The 15,673-nt window shown below is 56.1% G+C and carries 13 protein-coding genes and 2 pseudogenes; 10 read left to right on the top strand and 5 right to left on the bottom strand.

Translation table 11 applies throughout. The annotated features are described in order from the left end of the window. The first annotated feature begins 127 nt into the window (after window positions 1-127). Window positions 128-607 carry a WbuC family cupin fold metalloprotein gene (locus AXW79_RS17160; RefSeq protein WP_005314596.1) on the top strand — a complete coding sequence of 160 codons (480 nt, stop codon included), beginning with the start codon at window positions 128-130 and terminating at the stop codon, window positions 605-607. Window positions 608-702: 95 nt separating this feature from the next. Here AXW79_RS17160 and AXW79_RS17165 read toward each other — a convergent pair whose 3' ends face one another. From AXW79_RS17165 to AXW79_RS17175, 3 genes are read right to left on the bottom strand one after another with little or no spacing between them, the layout of a single operon-like run. Beyond that, a complete protein-coding gene (locus tag AXW79_RS17165) occupies window positions 703-945 on the bottom strand; it encodes a FeoC-like transcriptional regulator (RefSeq protein ID WP_005314594.1) in 243 nt (80 codons plus the stop codon). Next, window positions 942-3,212: a Fe(2+) transporter permease subunit FeoB gene (feoB, locus tag AXW79_RS17170; RefSeq protein WP_005314592.1), complete on the bottom strand. Its 2,271-nt coding sequence runs from the start codon at window positions 3,210-3,212 to the stop codon at window positions 942-944. Before feoB ends, AXW79_RS17165 begins: the two co-directional genes overlap by 4 nt. Further along, complete coding sequence (locus tag AXW79_RS17175; RefSeq protein ID WP_005314583.1) at window positions 3,209-3,436, bottom strand: FeoA family protein; 228 nt, start codon at window positions 3,434-3,436, stop codon at window positions 3,209-3,211. Before AXW79_RS17175 ends, feoB begins: the two co-directional genes overlap by 4 nt. Before the next feature lie 119 nt (window positions 3,437-3,555). On the opposite strand from AXW79_RS17175, the gene AXW79_RS17180 reads away from it, so the two are divergent. From AXW79_RS17180 to AXW79_RS17210, 7 genes and pseudogenes are all read left to right on the top strand, one after another. Further along, entirely contained in the window at window positions 3,556-3,885 is a 330-nt protein-coding gene (locus tag AXW79_RS17180; RefSeq protein WP_005314581.1) for a translation initiation factor, read from the top strand. Window positions 3,886-4,129: 244 nt separating this feature from the next. Continuing rightward, on the top strand, window positions 4,130-4,687 hold the full coding sequence (locus AXW79_RS17185; RefSeq protein ID WP_005314579.1) for a TMEM165/GDT1 family protein: 558 nt from the start codon (window positions 4,130-4,132) through the stop codon (window positions 4,685-4,687). Window positions 4,688-4,939: 252 nt separating this feature from the next. Then, window positions 4,940-5,878: a DUF2157 domain-containing protein gene (locus AXW79_RS17190; RefSeq protein WP_005314578.1), complete on the top strand. Its 939-nt coding sequence runs from the start codon at window positions 4,940-4,942 to the stop codon at window positions 5,876-5,878. A gap of 36 nt (window positions 5,879-5,914) precedes the next feature. Further along, complete coding sequence (locus AXW79_RS17195) at window positions 5,915-6,922, top strand: DUF4401 domain-containing protein (RefSeq protein WP_005314577.1); 1,008 nt, start codon at window positions 5,915-5,917, stop codon at window positions 6,920-6,922. Beyond that, complete coding sequence (locus AXW79_RS17200) at window positions 6,919-7,422, top strand: GDYXXLXY domain-containing protein (protein WP_005314576.1); 504 nt, start codon at window positions 6,919-6,921, stop codon at window positions 7,420-7,422. Before AXW79_RS17195 ends, AXW79_RS17200 begins: the two co-directional genes overlap by 4 nt. A gap of 73 nt (window positions 7,423-7,495) precedes the next feature. Further along, window positions 7,496-8,242: pseudogene (locus tag AXW79_RS17205) on the top strand (substrate-binding periplasmic protein). A 115-nt stretch (window positions 8,243-8,357) separates the two neighbouring features. Next, the gene (locus AXW79_RS17210; RefSeq protein ID WP_034282846.1) at window positions 8,358-9,104 is read left to right on the top strand and encodes a substrate-binding periplasmic protein; all 747 of its coding nucleotides are present in this window, start codon (window positions 8,358-8,360) and stop codon (window positions 9,102-9,104) included. A 218-nt stretch (window positions 9,105-9,322) separates the two neighbouring features. Here the strand turns inward: AXW79_RS17210 and AXW79_RS17215 are convergent. Together AXW79_RS17215 and AXW79_RS17220 are read right to left on the bottom strand one after the other, a co-directional pair. Further along, window positions 9,323-10,336, bottom strand: a pseudogene (locus AXW79_RS17215) (GGDEF domain-containing protein). 696 nt (window positions 10,337-11,032) lie between these two features. Beyond that, window positions 11,033-11,341 (bottom strand): hypothetical protein, encoded by a 309-nt coding sequence (locus AXW79_RS17220; RefSeq protein ID WP_005314572.1) that lies wholly within the window; start codon window positions 11,339-11,341, stop codon window positions 11,033-11,035. Window positions 11,342-12,360: 1,019 nt separating this feature from the next. Between AXW79_RS17220 and AXW79_RS22475 the strand changes: the two genes are divergently transcribed. Continuing rightward, window positions 12,361-13,419 carry a competence protein CoiA family protein gene (locus AXW79_RS22475; RefSeq protein ID WP_005314566.1) on the top strand — a complete coding sequence of 353 codons (1,059 nt, stop codon included), beginning with the start codon at window positions 12,361-12,363 and terminating at the stop codon, window positions 13,417-13,419. A gap of 129 nt (window positions 13,420-13,548) precedes the next feature. Next, window positions 13,549-15,024, top strand: a complete 1,476-nt coding sequence (locus tag AXW79_RS22480; protein WP_005314565.1) for an ATP-dependent nuclease — start codon at window positions 13,549-13,551, stop codon at window positions 15,022-15,024. Window positions 15,025-15,673 lie beyond the last annotated feature (649 nt).

A 15,673-nucleotide genomic window follows, 5' to 3' on the forward strand; every position in this document is an offset into this window, starting at 1 on the left:
GCCACTGAACAAGGGAGCCCGACCGGCGCCCTTGTTTACATTTGCTTACGGCTCGTCCCTTGCCTGTCAGCCCCTCTGGCATGCTACTCTGCCGACGCTCCTGCCTTGCCTTATGATGGAACTACACATGAAAAAACTGGACGTCGCCCGCCTTGCCAGTCTCGCCACCGAGGCCGCCCACTCCCCGCGCCAGCGCATGAATCACAATCTGCACGACCAGCTGGCCGACCCCATCCAGCGGCTGGCCATTGCCATGGAGCCAGATACCTACATTCGCCCCCATCGCCATCTGCAAACCTGGGAGCTGCTCACCGCCCTGTGCGGGCGCTTCGTGGTGCTCAACTTTGACGATGAAAGCACTGTGGTTGCTCGTGGCGTACTGGGGGAAGAGACCTCGGTACTGGAAACCCCGGTCGCCACCTGGCATGCAGTGCTCTCCCTCGATCCCGGCGCCGTCATCTTCGAGGTGAAGCACGGCCCCTACGTACCGTTCAGGGAGGAAGACTTTGCCCCCTGGTCACCGGCGGTGGATGACATCAAGGGCCAGCAGGCCCTGATGGCCTGGTATCGCCATGCCGAGGTGGGCCAGCGCTGGCACGGGCGTTAACGCCCGTGCCTAGGCGGCCAGCCGCAGAAACAACAAGACCCGCCGATGGCGGGTCTTGTTCATTGCATGATGGAGTGAGGGATCCGACAAGCGCGCTAGCGCTTTTGTACCAAACCAATCTGGCCGGGTTCACACCACTCGAACATCACCTCCTGGCTCTTGCCGCAGCAGCTGCCACCGCATATCTGAGTCTCCCGCTTGGCCACACGGCCCTTGCGCATCCAGACACCGAGCATGGCCTCCACCGCATCTTCCGAGGTATGGAAGTGGCGCGCCAGATCCCGCCGACTCACCTTGCGCTGCGCGGCGAGATAGTCCCCCAGCTCTCGCAGGATCATAAGGCCACCACCTTGCGGGCGACTATGTCACCGTGACGGCGGCCCAGCCACCAGAGCAGCAGCAGGGAGAGGCCATAGCTGCCAATCCAGAACAGGCTCTGCTCGGGGTGAGCGGCAAAGGTGGCCGCCTGATAGAAGACGGTGGCACACAGGAAGGCGGTGTAGTTGCACCAGGCGGCGGTCAGCAGCGCCCACTGGCGACCGGTTTCCCGCACCAGCGCGCCCATGGCGGCGGCGCAAGGCATGTAGAGCAGCACAAACAACAGGTAGGCAAAGGCACCGGCCGCGCCATCGAAGTGAGTCTGCATGTTGCCGTAGGTGGACACGTCCACTTCCTGAGCTTCGGCAGCGGCTTGTTGATCATCGAGCTCACCGACGGAGATCCCCATGGGATCGCTCGGGTTGATCTCCGCCAGATTGGCGGCAACGGCGGCGATGGCCTCGTGGAAGCTGGCAACGAGGGAGTATTCACTCTCCTCCCCATCACCGGAACCGCCGGCATAGAGGCTGTTGAGGGTACCGACCACCGCCTCTTTGGCGAAGATGCCGGTCACTATGCCGACCGTGGCCTGCCAGTTGTCATCGCGCACACCTATGGGGTGCAGCACAGGGGTGACCGCCTGACTGACCTTGCTCAGCACCGAGCTCTCCTGATCCTGGTGGCCAAAGCTGCCATCTGTTCCCAGCGAGTTGAGTACGCTCAGCACGGCCACCACCAGCACTATGGTTTTACCGGCACCGAACACGAAGGATTTGAGTTTCTGCCAGGTCTTGATCCCCACGTTGATGGGGCGCGGCCACTCGTAATCGGGCATCTCCATCAACATGGAGTCACTCTTGCCCGGCAGCAGTGTGTTGCGCAGCAAGAGGCCGGTGAGCACGGCCACCAGAATGCCGACGAGATAGAGACCGAACACCAGGTTCTGGCCGGATTCGGGGAAGAAGGCCACCGCGAACAGGGCATAGACCGGCAGACGGGCACCGCATGACATGAAGGGCGCCATGGCCGAGGTCATCAGCCGCTCGCGCTCCGAATTGAGGGTGCGAGTCGCCATCACTGAGGGAACCGTACAGCCAAAGCCCATCAGCATGGGCACGAACGCCTTGCCCGGCAAGCCGAGGCGGCGCATCAGGGCATCCACCACGAAGGCCGCCCGCGCCAGATAGCCTGAGCTCTCCAGCACAGCCAGGAACAGGTAGAGACAGCCGATCACGGGGATAAAGGTAGCGACAGTCTGCAAACCGACCCCGAAGCCGCCCGCCAGTATGGCGCCAACCCACTCGGGGGCATTGACCAGCCCCAGCAGGTGATGTACCCCGTCCACAAACAGGGCGCCGCCCATGATGTCGAAGAAGTCGATGAAGGCGCTGCCCACATTGATGGCAAACAGGAACATCAGGTACATCATCAGCAGGAAGAAGGGGATGCCGACCCAGCGATTGAGCAGCACCCGATCCAGCCATTCACTCTGGGCAACGGTGAGTTTGCCCTTTTGCTGGCACGCCTGGCTGGTCCACTGATGAATGTGGCCATAGCGGATATCCGCCAGTTGCAGATCTATGTCCTGAGCATGGTGCGCACGGGCGACCACATTGGTAGCAGCGGCCTGTTGCCCCGCCTGCAGGGTTTCCTGCATCGCCTCATCCTCTTCCAGCAGGCGCAAGGCGCGGCCACGGGCGGCGAGGTGATGGGGGGCGAGCAGTGTCTCCAGCTCCGCCAAATCTTTCTCAAGAGTGCTGCCGTAATCGAGCATCAGCGCCGGCTGGGGCTTGCCGATAAACTGCTGGATCTGGTGCTTGAAGGCGGCGACCTGCTGGCGATTGTGGGCCGACAGGGGCACCACAGGGCAACCGAGCGCCTTGGCGAGCAGGGCTTCATCTATGGTCACCCGTCGCTTTTGCAGGATATCCATCTTGTTGAGCACCACCACCATGGGCAGCCCCAGCTCGCGCAGTTGCAGCGTGAGGTAGAGGGAGCGTTCCAGGTTGGCGGCATCGATGACGTTGAGCAGCAGGTCCGGCTGCTGACCCTGCACGAAGCGGCTGGCGATCTGCTCGTCCAGGCTCCCTTCCTGATTGGCCAGGCTATAGATGCCGGGCAGGTCCATCAGCTTGTAGTCATGTCCCTGGGCAGAAAACTCGCCCATCTTCTTGTCGACGGTCACGCCACTCCAGTTGCCCACCTGCTGGCGGGCACCGGTCAGGGCGTTGAACAGTGAGGTCTTGCCGCTATTGGGGTTGCCAACGGTCACGAGGGAGTAGTTCATACCAGTTCAACCTCGATTTGCAGGGCAAGGCTTTTTTGCATGGAGAGACAGATCCCCTGGCACTGGATCTGGAGCGGGTCACCCAGCGGGGCCGCGCGCAGGAAGAGAACTTCGGTCTGTGGCAGCAGGCCCATCACCATCAGTTTGCGCCGCAATGTACGTTCAAGATGGTTCATGTGCTTGATGCGAGCACTCTGTCCCGGTGACAACTGCGCGAGTACCATGACTGACTCCTGAAGTTAAACAATAATAATTCGCTTTTACTCGGGGCATTATAATCCGTGTTTCCCGCGCTGATTTGAGTAAAATCAAACTCCGCTTAGCTAACTCACAAATAACTGCCATGAGTCACGACAACAACAGCCACCTGGTTTACAGCACGGATGGCGGCATGATCAAGGAACAAACCCAGCCCCAATCCGCCTCCCCTTTTCCGCAGGATGGTACTGTGCGCATCCGGCGCGAGACCAAGGGGCGCAAGGGCGCTGGCGTCATCACCATCCACGGTGTACCGGCGGAACAGCAGAAAACCATCGCCACCCTGCTCAAGAAGAAATGCGGCACCGGCGGCGGTTTGAAAGAGGGGATCATCGAGATCCAGGGGGATAAACGGGACCTGATCAAGACCGAGCTGGAGAAGGCCGGTTTCAGCGTCAAGCTGGTCGGTGGTTGAGTCGCTTGTCTCGCGGATGGTTTTTCCCTAGAATGCCCGCTCCCATCGAGGGGGAGTAGTCTCGCAGCCCGACCCCAAACCGGTTTGCGACCCTGATCAACATGCTTGGTGCCAACTCACCATGGTCAGGGTGATCCATCTAATACGTGGATTTGACAAAACCTTTGACGGGCCAGTGCCAATACCGGGGACGGATGGCGCAGGCTTGTCTCAGGTATAACAATTCCGTCCCCCGGTCATTTTTATGGAAGCCTTGTTAACCTCAACCCTGAGCGTGGCTATCGCCGAGATCGGCGACAAGACCCAGCTGCTGGCGTTGCTGCTCATCTGCCGTTTTCGCAAGCCCTGGCCCATCATAGCCGGCATGCTGGCGGCGACCCTGCTCAACCACGCCGGCGCCGCCTGGCTTGGCGAGTTCATCAGCCGCTGGCTGGACCCCAAAGTGATGACCTATCTGGTCGCAGGCTCCTTCATTGCGATGGCGGCCTGGATCCTGGTACCTGACAAGCTGGATGACGAAGAGAGCCCGCTCGACAAGTACGGCCCCTTCATGGCCACCTTCGTGCTGTTCTTCATCGCCGAGATCGGTGACAAGACCCAGATAGCCACTGTGCTGCTGGCGGCCAAGTATGACTCGCTGACGCAAGTCATCGCCGGTACCACCCTCGGCATGATGCTGGCCAACGTGCCTGTGGTACTGCTCGGCAAGCTGGGCGCCGACAAGCTGCCGCTCAAGGGGATCCGCATCGCCTGCGCCATTCTGTTTGCAGGGCTGGGGGTGAGTACTCTCATCTTCGCCTGACAAACCGCTGGCATGACCAGAAGGCGGCGAGGCAAGCGTGAGCACTTGCCTACCCCGCTCCCATGCCGGCACCGATGTCGTGCCATCACAAGCCAGCCCCGCCTCTATTCAACCAGGCGGGGCTTTTTGTTACCTGACATTTGTTACCTGCCATCATACGGATACGTAGCCTGCTGTCGCCCACGCACAGACAGGGAGTGTCCCGCAGTGCCAAGACAGTGGCATAATGCGGCAAACCTCATGGAGCATCCCATGCACTTTACCTCAAGACAGACGCTGCTCGACTGGGTCAGACGCGGACGCCTCGCCCAGACGCACCTGCCCGCCGCCCTCGCCCTGTGCGACTTGCCCCCTGCCAGTGCCCGCTGGCAATGGTTGTTTGATCGCCTGCTGCTCTGGCTCGGCAGTCTCTGCCTCGGCGCCGGTCTGGTGTTCTTCGTCGCCTTCAACTGGCAGGAGCTGGGCCGCGTCTCTCGCCTCGCCTTGCTGGAGCTGCCCCTGCTCGCCATGCTGGTGCTGCTGTGGCGAAAACCCATGACAGCCCCCCCCCGCCAGGCACTGCTGCTGGCCATGGCGCTCAATATTGGCGCCCTGCTGGCCCTGGTGGGTCAGACCTACCAGACAGGTGCCGATCCCTGGCAGTTGTTCGCCACCTGGGCCCTGATGCTGCTGCCGCTGGCGGCGCTCGGCCAGAGCCCCCTGCTGTGGACCACGAGCTGGCTGCTCGGTCAGCTGGCGCTGATGCTCTACTGGCGACTCGGCCTGTTCAGCTTCTTTTTTGGCTTCGATGAAGAGGGGCTGGGCTGGTGTCTGATCCTGCTCAACGCCGCCTTGTGGGGCGCCCTCTTGCTGGCCCCCACCCGCCTCAAGCTGATGCCCGCCTGGCTACCCGGGCTCGCCGCGGGCTTGGGGGTCACACTGCTGACCCTGCTGGCACTCTTTGATGCCGCCTCCCCCTGGGTGTGGCCCGCCTGGCTGGGCTGGCTCGCCGCCGCCTACGCCCTCTGGCACCACAGATTTATCGCCGGACTCGCCATGGGGTGCCTGAGCCTCATCGCCGTTATCCTGACAGCCCTTGGCAAGTGGATGGATCCCGACGTGGACGGCTTCCTGCTGCTGAGCCTGATCGCCATCGGCCTCTCGGTTGCCGCCAGCCGCTGGCTGCAACAACAACGGAGGTCCCATGCATAAGCAAGGTATCTGGCAAGCCCGCCAAAAGGAGGCAACATGGCTGATCTGACCCCCTGGCAACGGCTGCAACAGGCTGATCTGGTGGAAGGGGAAGCCCCCCGTGATACCCAACCTCACTGGTCCAGCCGCTTTCTGCTCGGCATGGTGGGCTGGGTTGCCGCTCTCTTCCTGCTGTTTTTCCTGTTCATGTCCTTTTCACAGCTCACCCAGGATGCCAACAGCGCTCTCATGATGGGCGCAGTGCTGATGGCCATCGCCTTTGGCCTCAACCGCTTCGCCCAGCGCAGCGATCTGTGGGATCAGTTCGTACTGGCGCTGGCGCTGGCCGCCGATGCCTGGCTGCTCTATGGCCTCATCGATCAGATTGATCTCCACTCGGCGCCACTCTGGCTGGGGCTCGCCGCCCTCTCTCTCTTTATTGCCGCCCTGTTCGAACACTGGCTGATCCGGCTGTTTCACAGCTTCGCCGCCGCCATACTGCTTACCCTGGGCCTTGCCTGCCTTGGCCTGCAACTGCTGGCCCTGCCGCTGGTCATGATGACGCTTACCTTCTGCTGGCTGCAGGCAGAACGTCAACCGGCCTACCATCAGTTGTATGAATCCCTGACCCTGGGGTTGGCACTCTCCCTGCTGGTGCTTGGGCGCTTGCACCATCCGCTGTGGAGCGAAGGGGCCAGCATGCTCGACGAGCTTGGCCTCTCTCGCCTGCCGCTCTGGCTCAATCCCCTGCTCTGCGCGGCGCTGCTGCTCGGGGTCATGATCCGGCTCAAGCTGCCACTGCTATATGGGCTGCCACTGGTGCTGATCAGCGCTTTCATCCCCGGCATGGGGGCGGGCGCCCTGGTGCTGGTACTCGGTTTCTATGCCGGCAGCATGGGGCTGATGACGCTGGCGGGCCTGCTGCTGCTCGGCTTTGGCTCTCTCTATTACTACGATCTGGGGCTGACCCTGATGACCAAATCCTGGCTGCTGCTGGGCTCGGGTGCCCTGCTGCTCGGTGCCCGCCAGTTACTGCATGTGATCAACGCCAGGAGGCAGTCATGAGACAGCTTGCCCTCTTGCTGACCGGCCTAGCCATACTGGCAGGCATCAACTTCACCGTCTGGCGTTACGAAGCCGCCATGACCAGCGGCGAGGTAGTACTGCTCAGGCTGGCGCCAGTGGATCCCCGCTCCCTGATGCAGGGGGATTACATGCGCCTCAACTACGACATCGCCCGCCAGCTGGGTGCCAGCCGTTACAGCGAGCGCACCAATGACAGCGATACCCTGGTGATCCGGCTCGATGAGCATCAGGTGGCCAACTGGGCCGCCGATGGCAAGCCGGAGCAACTGGCATCGAATGAGCGTCTGCTGCAAGTGCGCCAGAGCGACAACCAGTGGCTGATCGGGCCCGATGCCTTCTTCTTTGAAGAGGGCACGGGTGAACAGTTTGAAGTGGCGCGCTATGGGGAGTTTCGCCTGCAGGGGGATGGCAAAGCGTTGCTGGTCGGGCTGAGGGATGAGCAGTTCAAACCCGTTGGCAACCCCAGAGCCCGCTGGTAACTGCTGGCAATATCAGGCTTTTTTGCCCACACTTGCGCAAAAGGATTGCAGAAATCACGCCAAGGACGTACCCATGAGGATAAGGTTGTGCTGTTGTCTGCTGCTGATGTCGTGCCTTGGCACGGCTCATGCCGGCTTGACCAAACTGGAGTACCTGACCGAGGAGTATCCTCCCTACAATTTCAGCAATGAGGCAGGCTAGCCCACCGGGCTGGCGGTCGACTTGTTGCAACTAATCTGGCAGCGCAGCGGCACCGCCGCTCAACCCGTTCGCATCCTGCCCTGGGCGCGGGGCTACTATCTGCTGACCCAGAAACCCAATGTGGTGCTCTTCTCCACCGCCCGCACCGAGACCCGCTCTCACCTGTTCAAATGGGCCTGCCCCATCGGCTATTCCGAATACATACTGCTTGCCCATAAAAGCAAACCTATACAGCTCGGGGCCGTCGAGCAGATGAACGACTACCGGATAAGCGCCGTACGAGCCGATGCCGCCGAGCAGTTGCTGCTCAATCGGGGCATGGATGAAACCCGTATCATACCGGCCAACCGGCTGAGCCAGGCCTTGCGGATGCTGGTGTCGGGCCGCGCCGATCTGCTGGCGACCAGCAAGCTGGCGGGTTATGACGCCATCAAGGCACTGCAGCTCAATGCCGACGACTTCACTGTGGCCTTCGTGCTGGATGCCGAAGAGCTCTGCTACGCCTTCAGCCGCCAGGTGGATGACGACCTGGTAAAACAGTTCCAGCGCGCCATGACCCAGGCACTGGCATCGCCGGAATATCAGGCACTGCGGCAAAGATACCTGCCAGTCCCTTGAGTCTGTGCAAGAGGGAGCCCGCTTGACCCCTTGATTTAACACCCGGTTTTATTGGCGAATTATCGCTATGTGGTAACACTTGAGGATGACAGAGCACCTCATCAGGATGGCCAGCATGAAAAAATGGATTGGATTTGCCGCGCTGCTGTTTGCAGCCATCACCCAGGCCAGCCAGGAACTTGGCAAGCTGCACTACCTCAGCGAAGAGTACAAACCCTATAACTACACAGACAGCGCCGGCACCCCGACCGGCCTCGCCGTCGAGCTGCTGCATCAGGTGTGGAAAAAGACCAATACGCCGCCGCAAACCATCACCATCATGCCCTGGGCTCGCGGCTATTACCTGCTGACCCAAAAACCCAATGTGGTGCTGTTCGCCACCGCCCGTACCGAGGCGCGGGATCCGCTGTTCAAATGGGCATGCCCCATCGGATATGCCGAAATCGTGCTGATAGGGCTGGCCAAGAACCCGCTCACCCTCACCAAGCTTGAAGATGCCCAGCAGCACACCATAGGGGCAGTGCGCGCCGATGTGGGGGAGCAACTGCTGCTCAACAACGGCTTTGACGAGCAAAAAATCATGGCCGCCAACCGCCTGCCCCAGGCACTCAAGATGCTCACCTCCGGCAGGGTCGACTTGATCTCCACCAACAAGACCACACTGATGGATCTCATTGCCTCCCAGCAGCTGGATCCCGCCCAGTTCAAGGTGTTCTGGATGTTGAGCTCGGAGCAGTTCTGCTTCGCCTTCAGCCACCCGGTCAGCGACGAGCTGGTCAAGGAGTTCCAGAATGGCCTGACCCAGGTGCTGGCCAGCAGCGAATTTCAGCAGATCCAGCACAAATACTTCCCCGTGCCCTGACCGCACCATGGCATAAATCGGGGCCCAACAGGGCCCCGATTTATTGCAGGTATAGCGTCAGTGCCGAAGCCAACCGGATCAGCCAGCAGCCTCGATGCAGCCAGGCGTGCCAGCCGCCAACGGGCGAGTCCCCTCCCCTTGTTGCCCCTTCTCAGCCAGCGACCACTGTTACGGCTTGCATCGAGATCGACAGGTTTGGCGGGCTTGCTCCAGACGCCTCAGGATTGGGCGCGGCGCTGACGCTTGACCGCATACATGCAGGCATCGGCCTGGCGCAGCGCATCGTCAATGCTGATGCTGGCCGGATCGACAGCCACCACTCCCACGCTGGCACCGGGATAGTTCAACACCTGGGACGCCAAGGGCAGTTGAACCTGGCTCTGCTCGAACAGGCGGCGCTGAAAACAGTGCACGGCAGCCTCGACCGTCTCCTCACCGCTCAATGGCCCCATGCCCACGGCAACGAATTCGTCACCGCCAACCCGCGCCAGCAGATCGCCGCTGCGCAGGGCCCCCGCCAGCTGCTGTGCCATGGTTTGCAGCAGCAGATCGCCAGCATCATGACCATGGGTGTCGTTGATCGCCTTGAAACCATCGAGATCGATAAAAGAGATCAGTAGGGGATGGCCGGTACGTTTCAACAGCGAGAACAGGCGATGAAGCTCCAGCATCAGCGCCCGACGATTGGGCAGGCCGGTCAGGGGATCGCTCAATGCCTGGCGCGACAGCTCGTTGTTGGCCTGTTGCAGCTGTTGCAGCAACTGCTCCCGCTCCACATGCTCGGCAATCAGACGGGCGAAAAAGGCGATCAGATGCTCAGAACCTGTCACCAGGGGTTTATGCTCGGCGCTGGCGCCGCACAGGGTGCCATAGAGTGAACCGGAAGAGGTCCGCACCGGACTGCTCATATAGGTGCGGATCCCCATCGCCCTGGCCGCTGCCGAATCACCCCAGCGGTCGGCGACGTCGGCGGCATACAGTCGCCCTTCATCGAGCGCCCGTCGACACAGGGTATCGCTCCAGTCAACGCTTCCCCCTTCCGGGATCTGCAAGGCGGCACTATTACGGGCATACAGGATATGTTGTGCGCTCTGTTCGAGGTCGATTTACGTCAGATAGGTCGACTCCAGTCCAGTGACCGTCTCGAGCATTTCAAGGAGAGGGCGGGTCAGGCTCTCCAGATCCCGAGCCTCTGTCACTTGCACTGACAGAGCCTGCAATATTGTGTCCATGCACACCTCTTAGCTTGCATGTCTTGTCCTGAAACGATAGCCAACCCCACTGCCCCTCCACAAGCAAGCAGAGGGCCAATCAGGCAAAATACCACCATTTTTACCCCGGCAGTCGATGGACGGCACTCAGGCGAGTCACCTGATCGGCGGCAGCGCCAATCCGGCTGCGGCCCAAGGGGCCCCGGCTCACAACCCCAGACTTTCTCACCGGGCTCGTGGCTCGACCTTTCCCGTTTATTGTCCACCTGCCCCGGCCAATCCCCTGCAGGGAGGGACCTGTCAGGCCCGGCGACCCCGATTGGTAGCCACCTCGCGGCCATAACTTTGAACTGGCGCAAAAAACCATGCAATTCTGACAGTTGCATCATCAATTCCATGGATTGGGCCAAGATGGCTCCGTAATATGGTGGACGGCGCCTGTTGGCCCCCTTGTTCCCTCTGATGGTCAACAGCGCATTGTGGTAGCGACAGCCAGGGGCGGTAGCAATTATTGCGCAGTCCAGCCGGACTCCCGCGCCTGCGGCGATACGCGGGGACGCTGTCTTCGACGACGGGGTGTTATCTCAACGAACAAGAGAGGAATTCAACGCCGGTGTCTGGCCAGGATGCGTGTCGCACGCCCATCACCTGACCACAAGCTGACCGTATGCAGCCGCCGCAAGGCCCAACGCCAGTCGCCACCGGACGCGACCCGAATTATTTGACCCGCATCAGGCGATGGCGGGTATCGCCCAGCTCGAACTGGATCACCTGGGAGCGCTGCATGGCCTCGACCCGTTGCAGCATATCGGCATCGTATTGCTTGCGCCGCATCCACTGCATGGGCTCCTCGAAGCTGCCTTCATTGACGATAAAGGTATCCGTGTAGGTGTCGTTCACTATGCTGACCACCCAGATGCGCTGCTGAAACTCCGAGAGTTCGGCAAAAAGCGCGGCCCCGCGGGTCGCGAGCCAGCGCCCTGCCTGGACGATCCTGTTTTTACTGCTGACGAACCGGTTTGCCATAACTGATAAGGGTTGGATAAGAGGAAAGTTCGGCATCCTAACATCCAGGGGGATGGGGCACCAAGCAACGGGAGTGCGCCTCTCCCACCACGGGATGAGGCGCAGGGTGCAATAAGCCTGTAGGGTCGATTAGCGGAGCGTAATCGTCCGCGGCAACAATCCCCTCTCCCCTTGCGGGAGACAGGTAGGGTGCCAATAAGCGTGTAGGGTCGATTAGCGAAGCGTAATCGTCCGCGGCAACAGTACCCTCTCCCCTTGCGGGAGAAGGTTAGGGTGAGGGGTTGCTCGCCTCTTTTGGCATGCCTTCGCCATGCAGGACGCGAGGACGCCGTCCTCGACGGGGTTTCGCCCGCCCTTCGGGCTTGGGCGAGTGACTTTTCTTTGCATGGCCAAAGAAAAGTCACCAAAAGAAAGGCCACCCCCACTTGTTCGCCCTCCTGCGTCGGGTTCCATCGGTTCACCCGTTTGTCCCACGGCACGCGCCGATGGGCTTTGACCTTCGCCATCCCTGGCGTCGGTCAAAGTCCGCTGCGGACATCCTTGTCCTTGCGCCAAACCGGGCCGAGCGTTGCTCGTCCAATTCCGGTTTGGCCCCTGGCCCAGCGGCGCTCGCTCGGTGTCCTGCCTCGCGGCCTGGACAAACGGGCTCACCTCGGCGAACAACAGGGGGAAACACCCAACCCGCAGCATCGGGGCCAATTAATTAACCGCACCAGCAGTGATCAAGAGAGCTGTTATCTCTGATACGGCCCCTCGTCCGCCAGTAAAGCGAGGCCAGCTTTTTTCACTTATACAACAAACCAAATCAACTTGGTTGCATAGGTGGAAAGTGAACTTGAATACAGCTGAAAGCGGCACACAGCACTATTGGGAATGGCCTGATATTGAAGGCCAGATAGTGAGCATTTAGATGTAATAAAACATTACTTTTTCGAACGTCCGATTACGCTTCACTAATCGAACCTACAAGCGGTTACATCTACGGATATGTCCCTCACAATATTTTAAGTAACCTCATCATGGCAAAGTATAAATTCGCTTTAAATTCAAAAGATGAAACAATATCAGCAAGTGACATTGCCAATAAACCTGTAGATGATGTTTATCATTGTCTCGGCTGCGGAAATGAACTCACAGCAAAAGTTAATGGACAAGTAAAAAGACCTCATTTTGCACATAAAGTACAAATTGAATGCAGTGGTGAAACCTATTTGCATAACTTGGGGAAGCAAACATTTTACCAGACTTATTTAAAATGCCTTGAGCACAATGAACCATTCAATATCACTTTAATCTTATCCAAAGTATGTAAAAAATTCAGACCGTTGATATTGACCGGCTGCGGCATAGGTTCTACTAAGAAAATTTTCGACCTCACAGACTATTTTCATGAAGTGAAAATGGAAAAAAGAGATGGCCAATTTGTTCCTGATCTCATGCTGTACAGCACAAGAAATCCAGCAGATAAAATTTACATTGAAATAGCTGTCACGCATTTTCTTAGCGAAGATAAAGAGCGTTCAGGGAACAGGATTATTGAAATTCCACTAGAGAATGAATTGGATGTAGAAAAAATTTCACGAGCACATCTAACACCAAAGGATGCAATGTTTATTGGTTTCAATCAATCAACAACAGCAATCACTGATCATGAATGTTCATGTGCACAGAGAAAATTTTATGGATTCTTTGTATTCTCATCTGGAAAAGCTATCCTACTACATCGGACTTTGGCATCACTTTATTACTACATAGATCAAAATCGGGATACCATTATCTATTCAAACATTCTTTATGATAGAACATCAAATGATTCTGAAATTTACGGTGTAAGAAGGGAGGAACTTTTTAGCTCTAGTGAAAACAATGGCTCTATATTCATTGAGCAAGTTAAGCTTTCAGCAGAACGTGGAGTAAAAATAAGAAACTGCTTTTTGTGTCGTTACCGAGGTGAAAACTGGGATTACGATGGTAAGAATCCTATTTTTTGCAAGGGTAAGAAAATTAAATGTACATCGAATGAAGCTGCAACATGTGATTGGTATAAACTTGATGTCACACCAAAAACCAGGCTATAGATTAAGCGAGATAATTCCTATCTCGAATATCAATAATTAGACCCCGCAGTCCTATTTTAAACTTTCAATACACATCACAAATGGATGCTGTCTCCTGTATTTATTTTACAAGCAAGAGGAAACGCAATAATGTTTATCGAAACAGTAAGGATAGAAAATTTCAAAGGATTTCATGGTTCAAATCATACTCTTCAACTAAAAATCCCTGATGGAATTACAGAAGGAAGTGGATTAAATATTTTTGTAGGCGAAAATAACTCTGGTAAATCAACAGTTTTTGAGATTTTTGATTTTATAAAAGACGGGACCAGAAAAGACATAGCTGATTTACTAAACAAATCCACTCCTACTAACCCAGTCTCAGCATTATCCGTAGAGGTGACCTATACAGGAGATATCACAAACATTATTAACAATCATATCCAAGGTAATAAAGTTGGAACTTTTTTATCCAGCATATATATTGATAATGGTCAAGAGAAGTTTAGAGTGAAACGAAGTGCAGACATTGACAATGAGGGTGATTTAAAAAAAATCCTTTTTTGGAATGAGGCAAATGGCTCTCATAGCAATACAACTGGAATAGATGCACCATTTAAAAAATTATATGATAATAATTTCATATGGGCAGATACAAACCCGAGTGATGAGTCTAAGTTTGGGGCGTCTACAATTTGTGGTTCTTTATTGAAAGAAATAGCCGCTGGGCATATATCCACGGCAGAGTACCAACAATTTACGCAAGTCTACAATGATATATTTAACAACCCCACCTCACAACTGAGAACAAGAATAGCCCAAATAGAAAATAGTGTTCAAAGCATTTTTTCTTCGCAGTTTGGCAATGCAAATATTTCTTTTACATTTGAAGAACCTCAGATCGATAGCTTTTTTAAAACTGCTGGGATACTTGTTGATGATGGTGTCTCTGTGCCTATGGGTGAAAAAGGACATGGTATGCAACGGGCTGTCGCATTAGCTCTTCTCCAAGTCTATGCTCATATAACGTCCAATGCATCTAATGCTCCAATTTCAAAGCCGTTCTTTTTATTTATTGATGAACCTGAGATCTGCTTACACCCATCAGGTCAAACGAAATTATTAGAAGCCCTGATGCTAATATCTAAAGAAAGACAAGTTTTTATTACTACTCACTCTCCATTCATGTTGTCTTCACCGAAATTAAGAAATGCTGGGCTTTTTATTTTCAATAAAAGAAATAACATAAATTCAATCTCTCGAGCAGACACTTCACCAATGTTTCCATGGAGTCCATCATGGGGAGAAATAAGTTATAAAGCGTATAATCTACCAACTGTTGAACTACATAATGAACTTTATGGTCATTTACAAGATTTAAGTTCTTCAAATACGATTCGCTCATTTGAGCAATGGCTTTCTCAAAATGGCATTCAATTAAATAAACAGTGGATTCAGGAACGACAAGGAGTTCCTCAACGACCGGAACAAGCCACGCTACAAACTTTTATAAGAAATCACATACATCATCCAGAAAATATCACTATGCGGGGCAATATATATACACGGCCTGAACTAGAACAATCTATCGCAGAAATGGTAGGTCTACTCGCACTCTTTCCATAATTTATTATGTCCAAAATAGAATTAAAATTACAAGCTAGAGAAAATCGCAGCCTTGAACTGTGGTTTTTATTTCTATTCCCGAAACACGCGTCTATCCCAACTAAAAAACTATTTAGCTAACCCCTTGCACAGCTCTCCTCCTACGACGTAATAAACAGTCGACCAGAAAGATAAAGCCACGGGCGGACACGGTATTGGGTCCCCCTGCAAACCGCCGAGTCGAGTTCAACGGGTCAGGAGCGCCATCAAGGATGATGGCGCAGCCGCAGTCGGCACAGGGATGTGCCGTCTGCGGCGATCCGTCCGACCCGTTGGACGAGACGAGGGAACCCGCGAAGCGGGCGGTTTGCCGGGGGAGAAGACTTTTGGTGACTTTTGGTCTTTCAAAAGTCACTCGCCAAGCCGCGCAGCGGCGGCGAAACCTCTTCGAGGGCAGCGCCCTCGCATCCTGCATGGTGAAGCCATGCCATCCAAGCGTTGGATGGCATTCCGCCGGAGATGACGTTAGCTCCCCTCACCCTAACCCTCTCCCCCTAAATAACTGATCCTAATAGTTCTACACCTTCGCTGTGCCATAGCCATTCCCGGGGAAAGGAGAACCGGTATCCATGAAGTATTTCACTCGAGCCAGCAGGTTGGCCATCCCTCT

It is taken from the genome of Aeromonas salmonicida subsp. salmonicida, from assembly GCF_001643305.1.
Taxonomy (GTDB): domain Bacteria; phylum Pseudomonadota; class Gammaproteobacteria; order Enterobacterales; family Aeromonadaceae; genus Aeromonas; species Aeromonas salmonicida.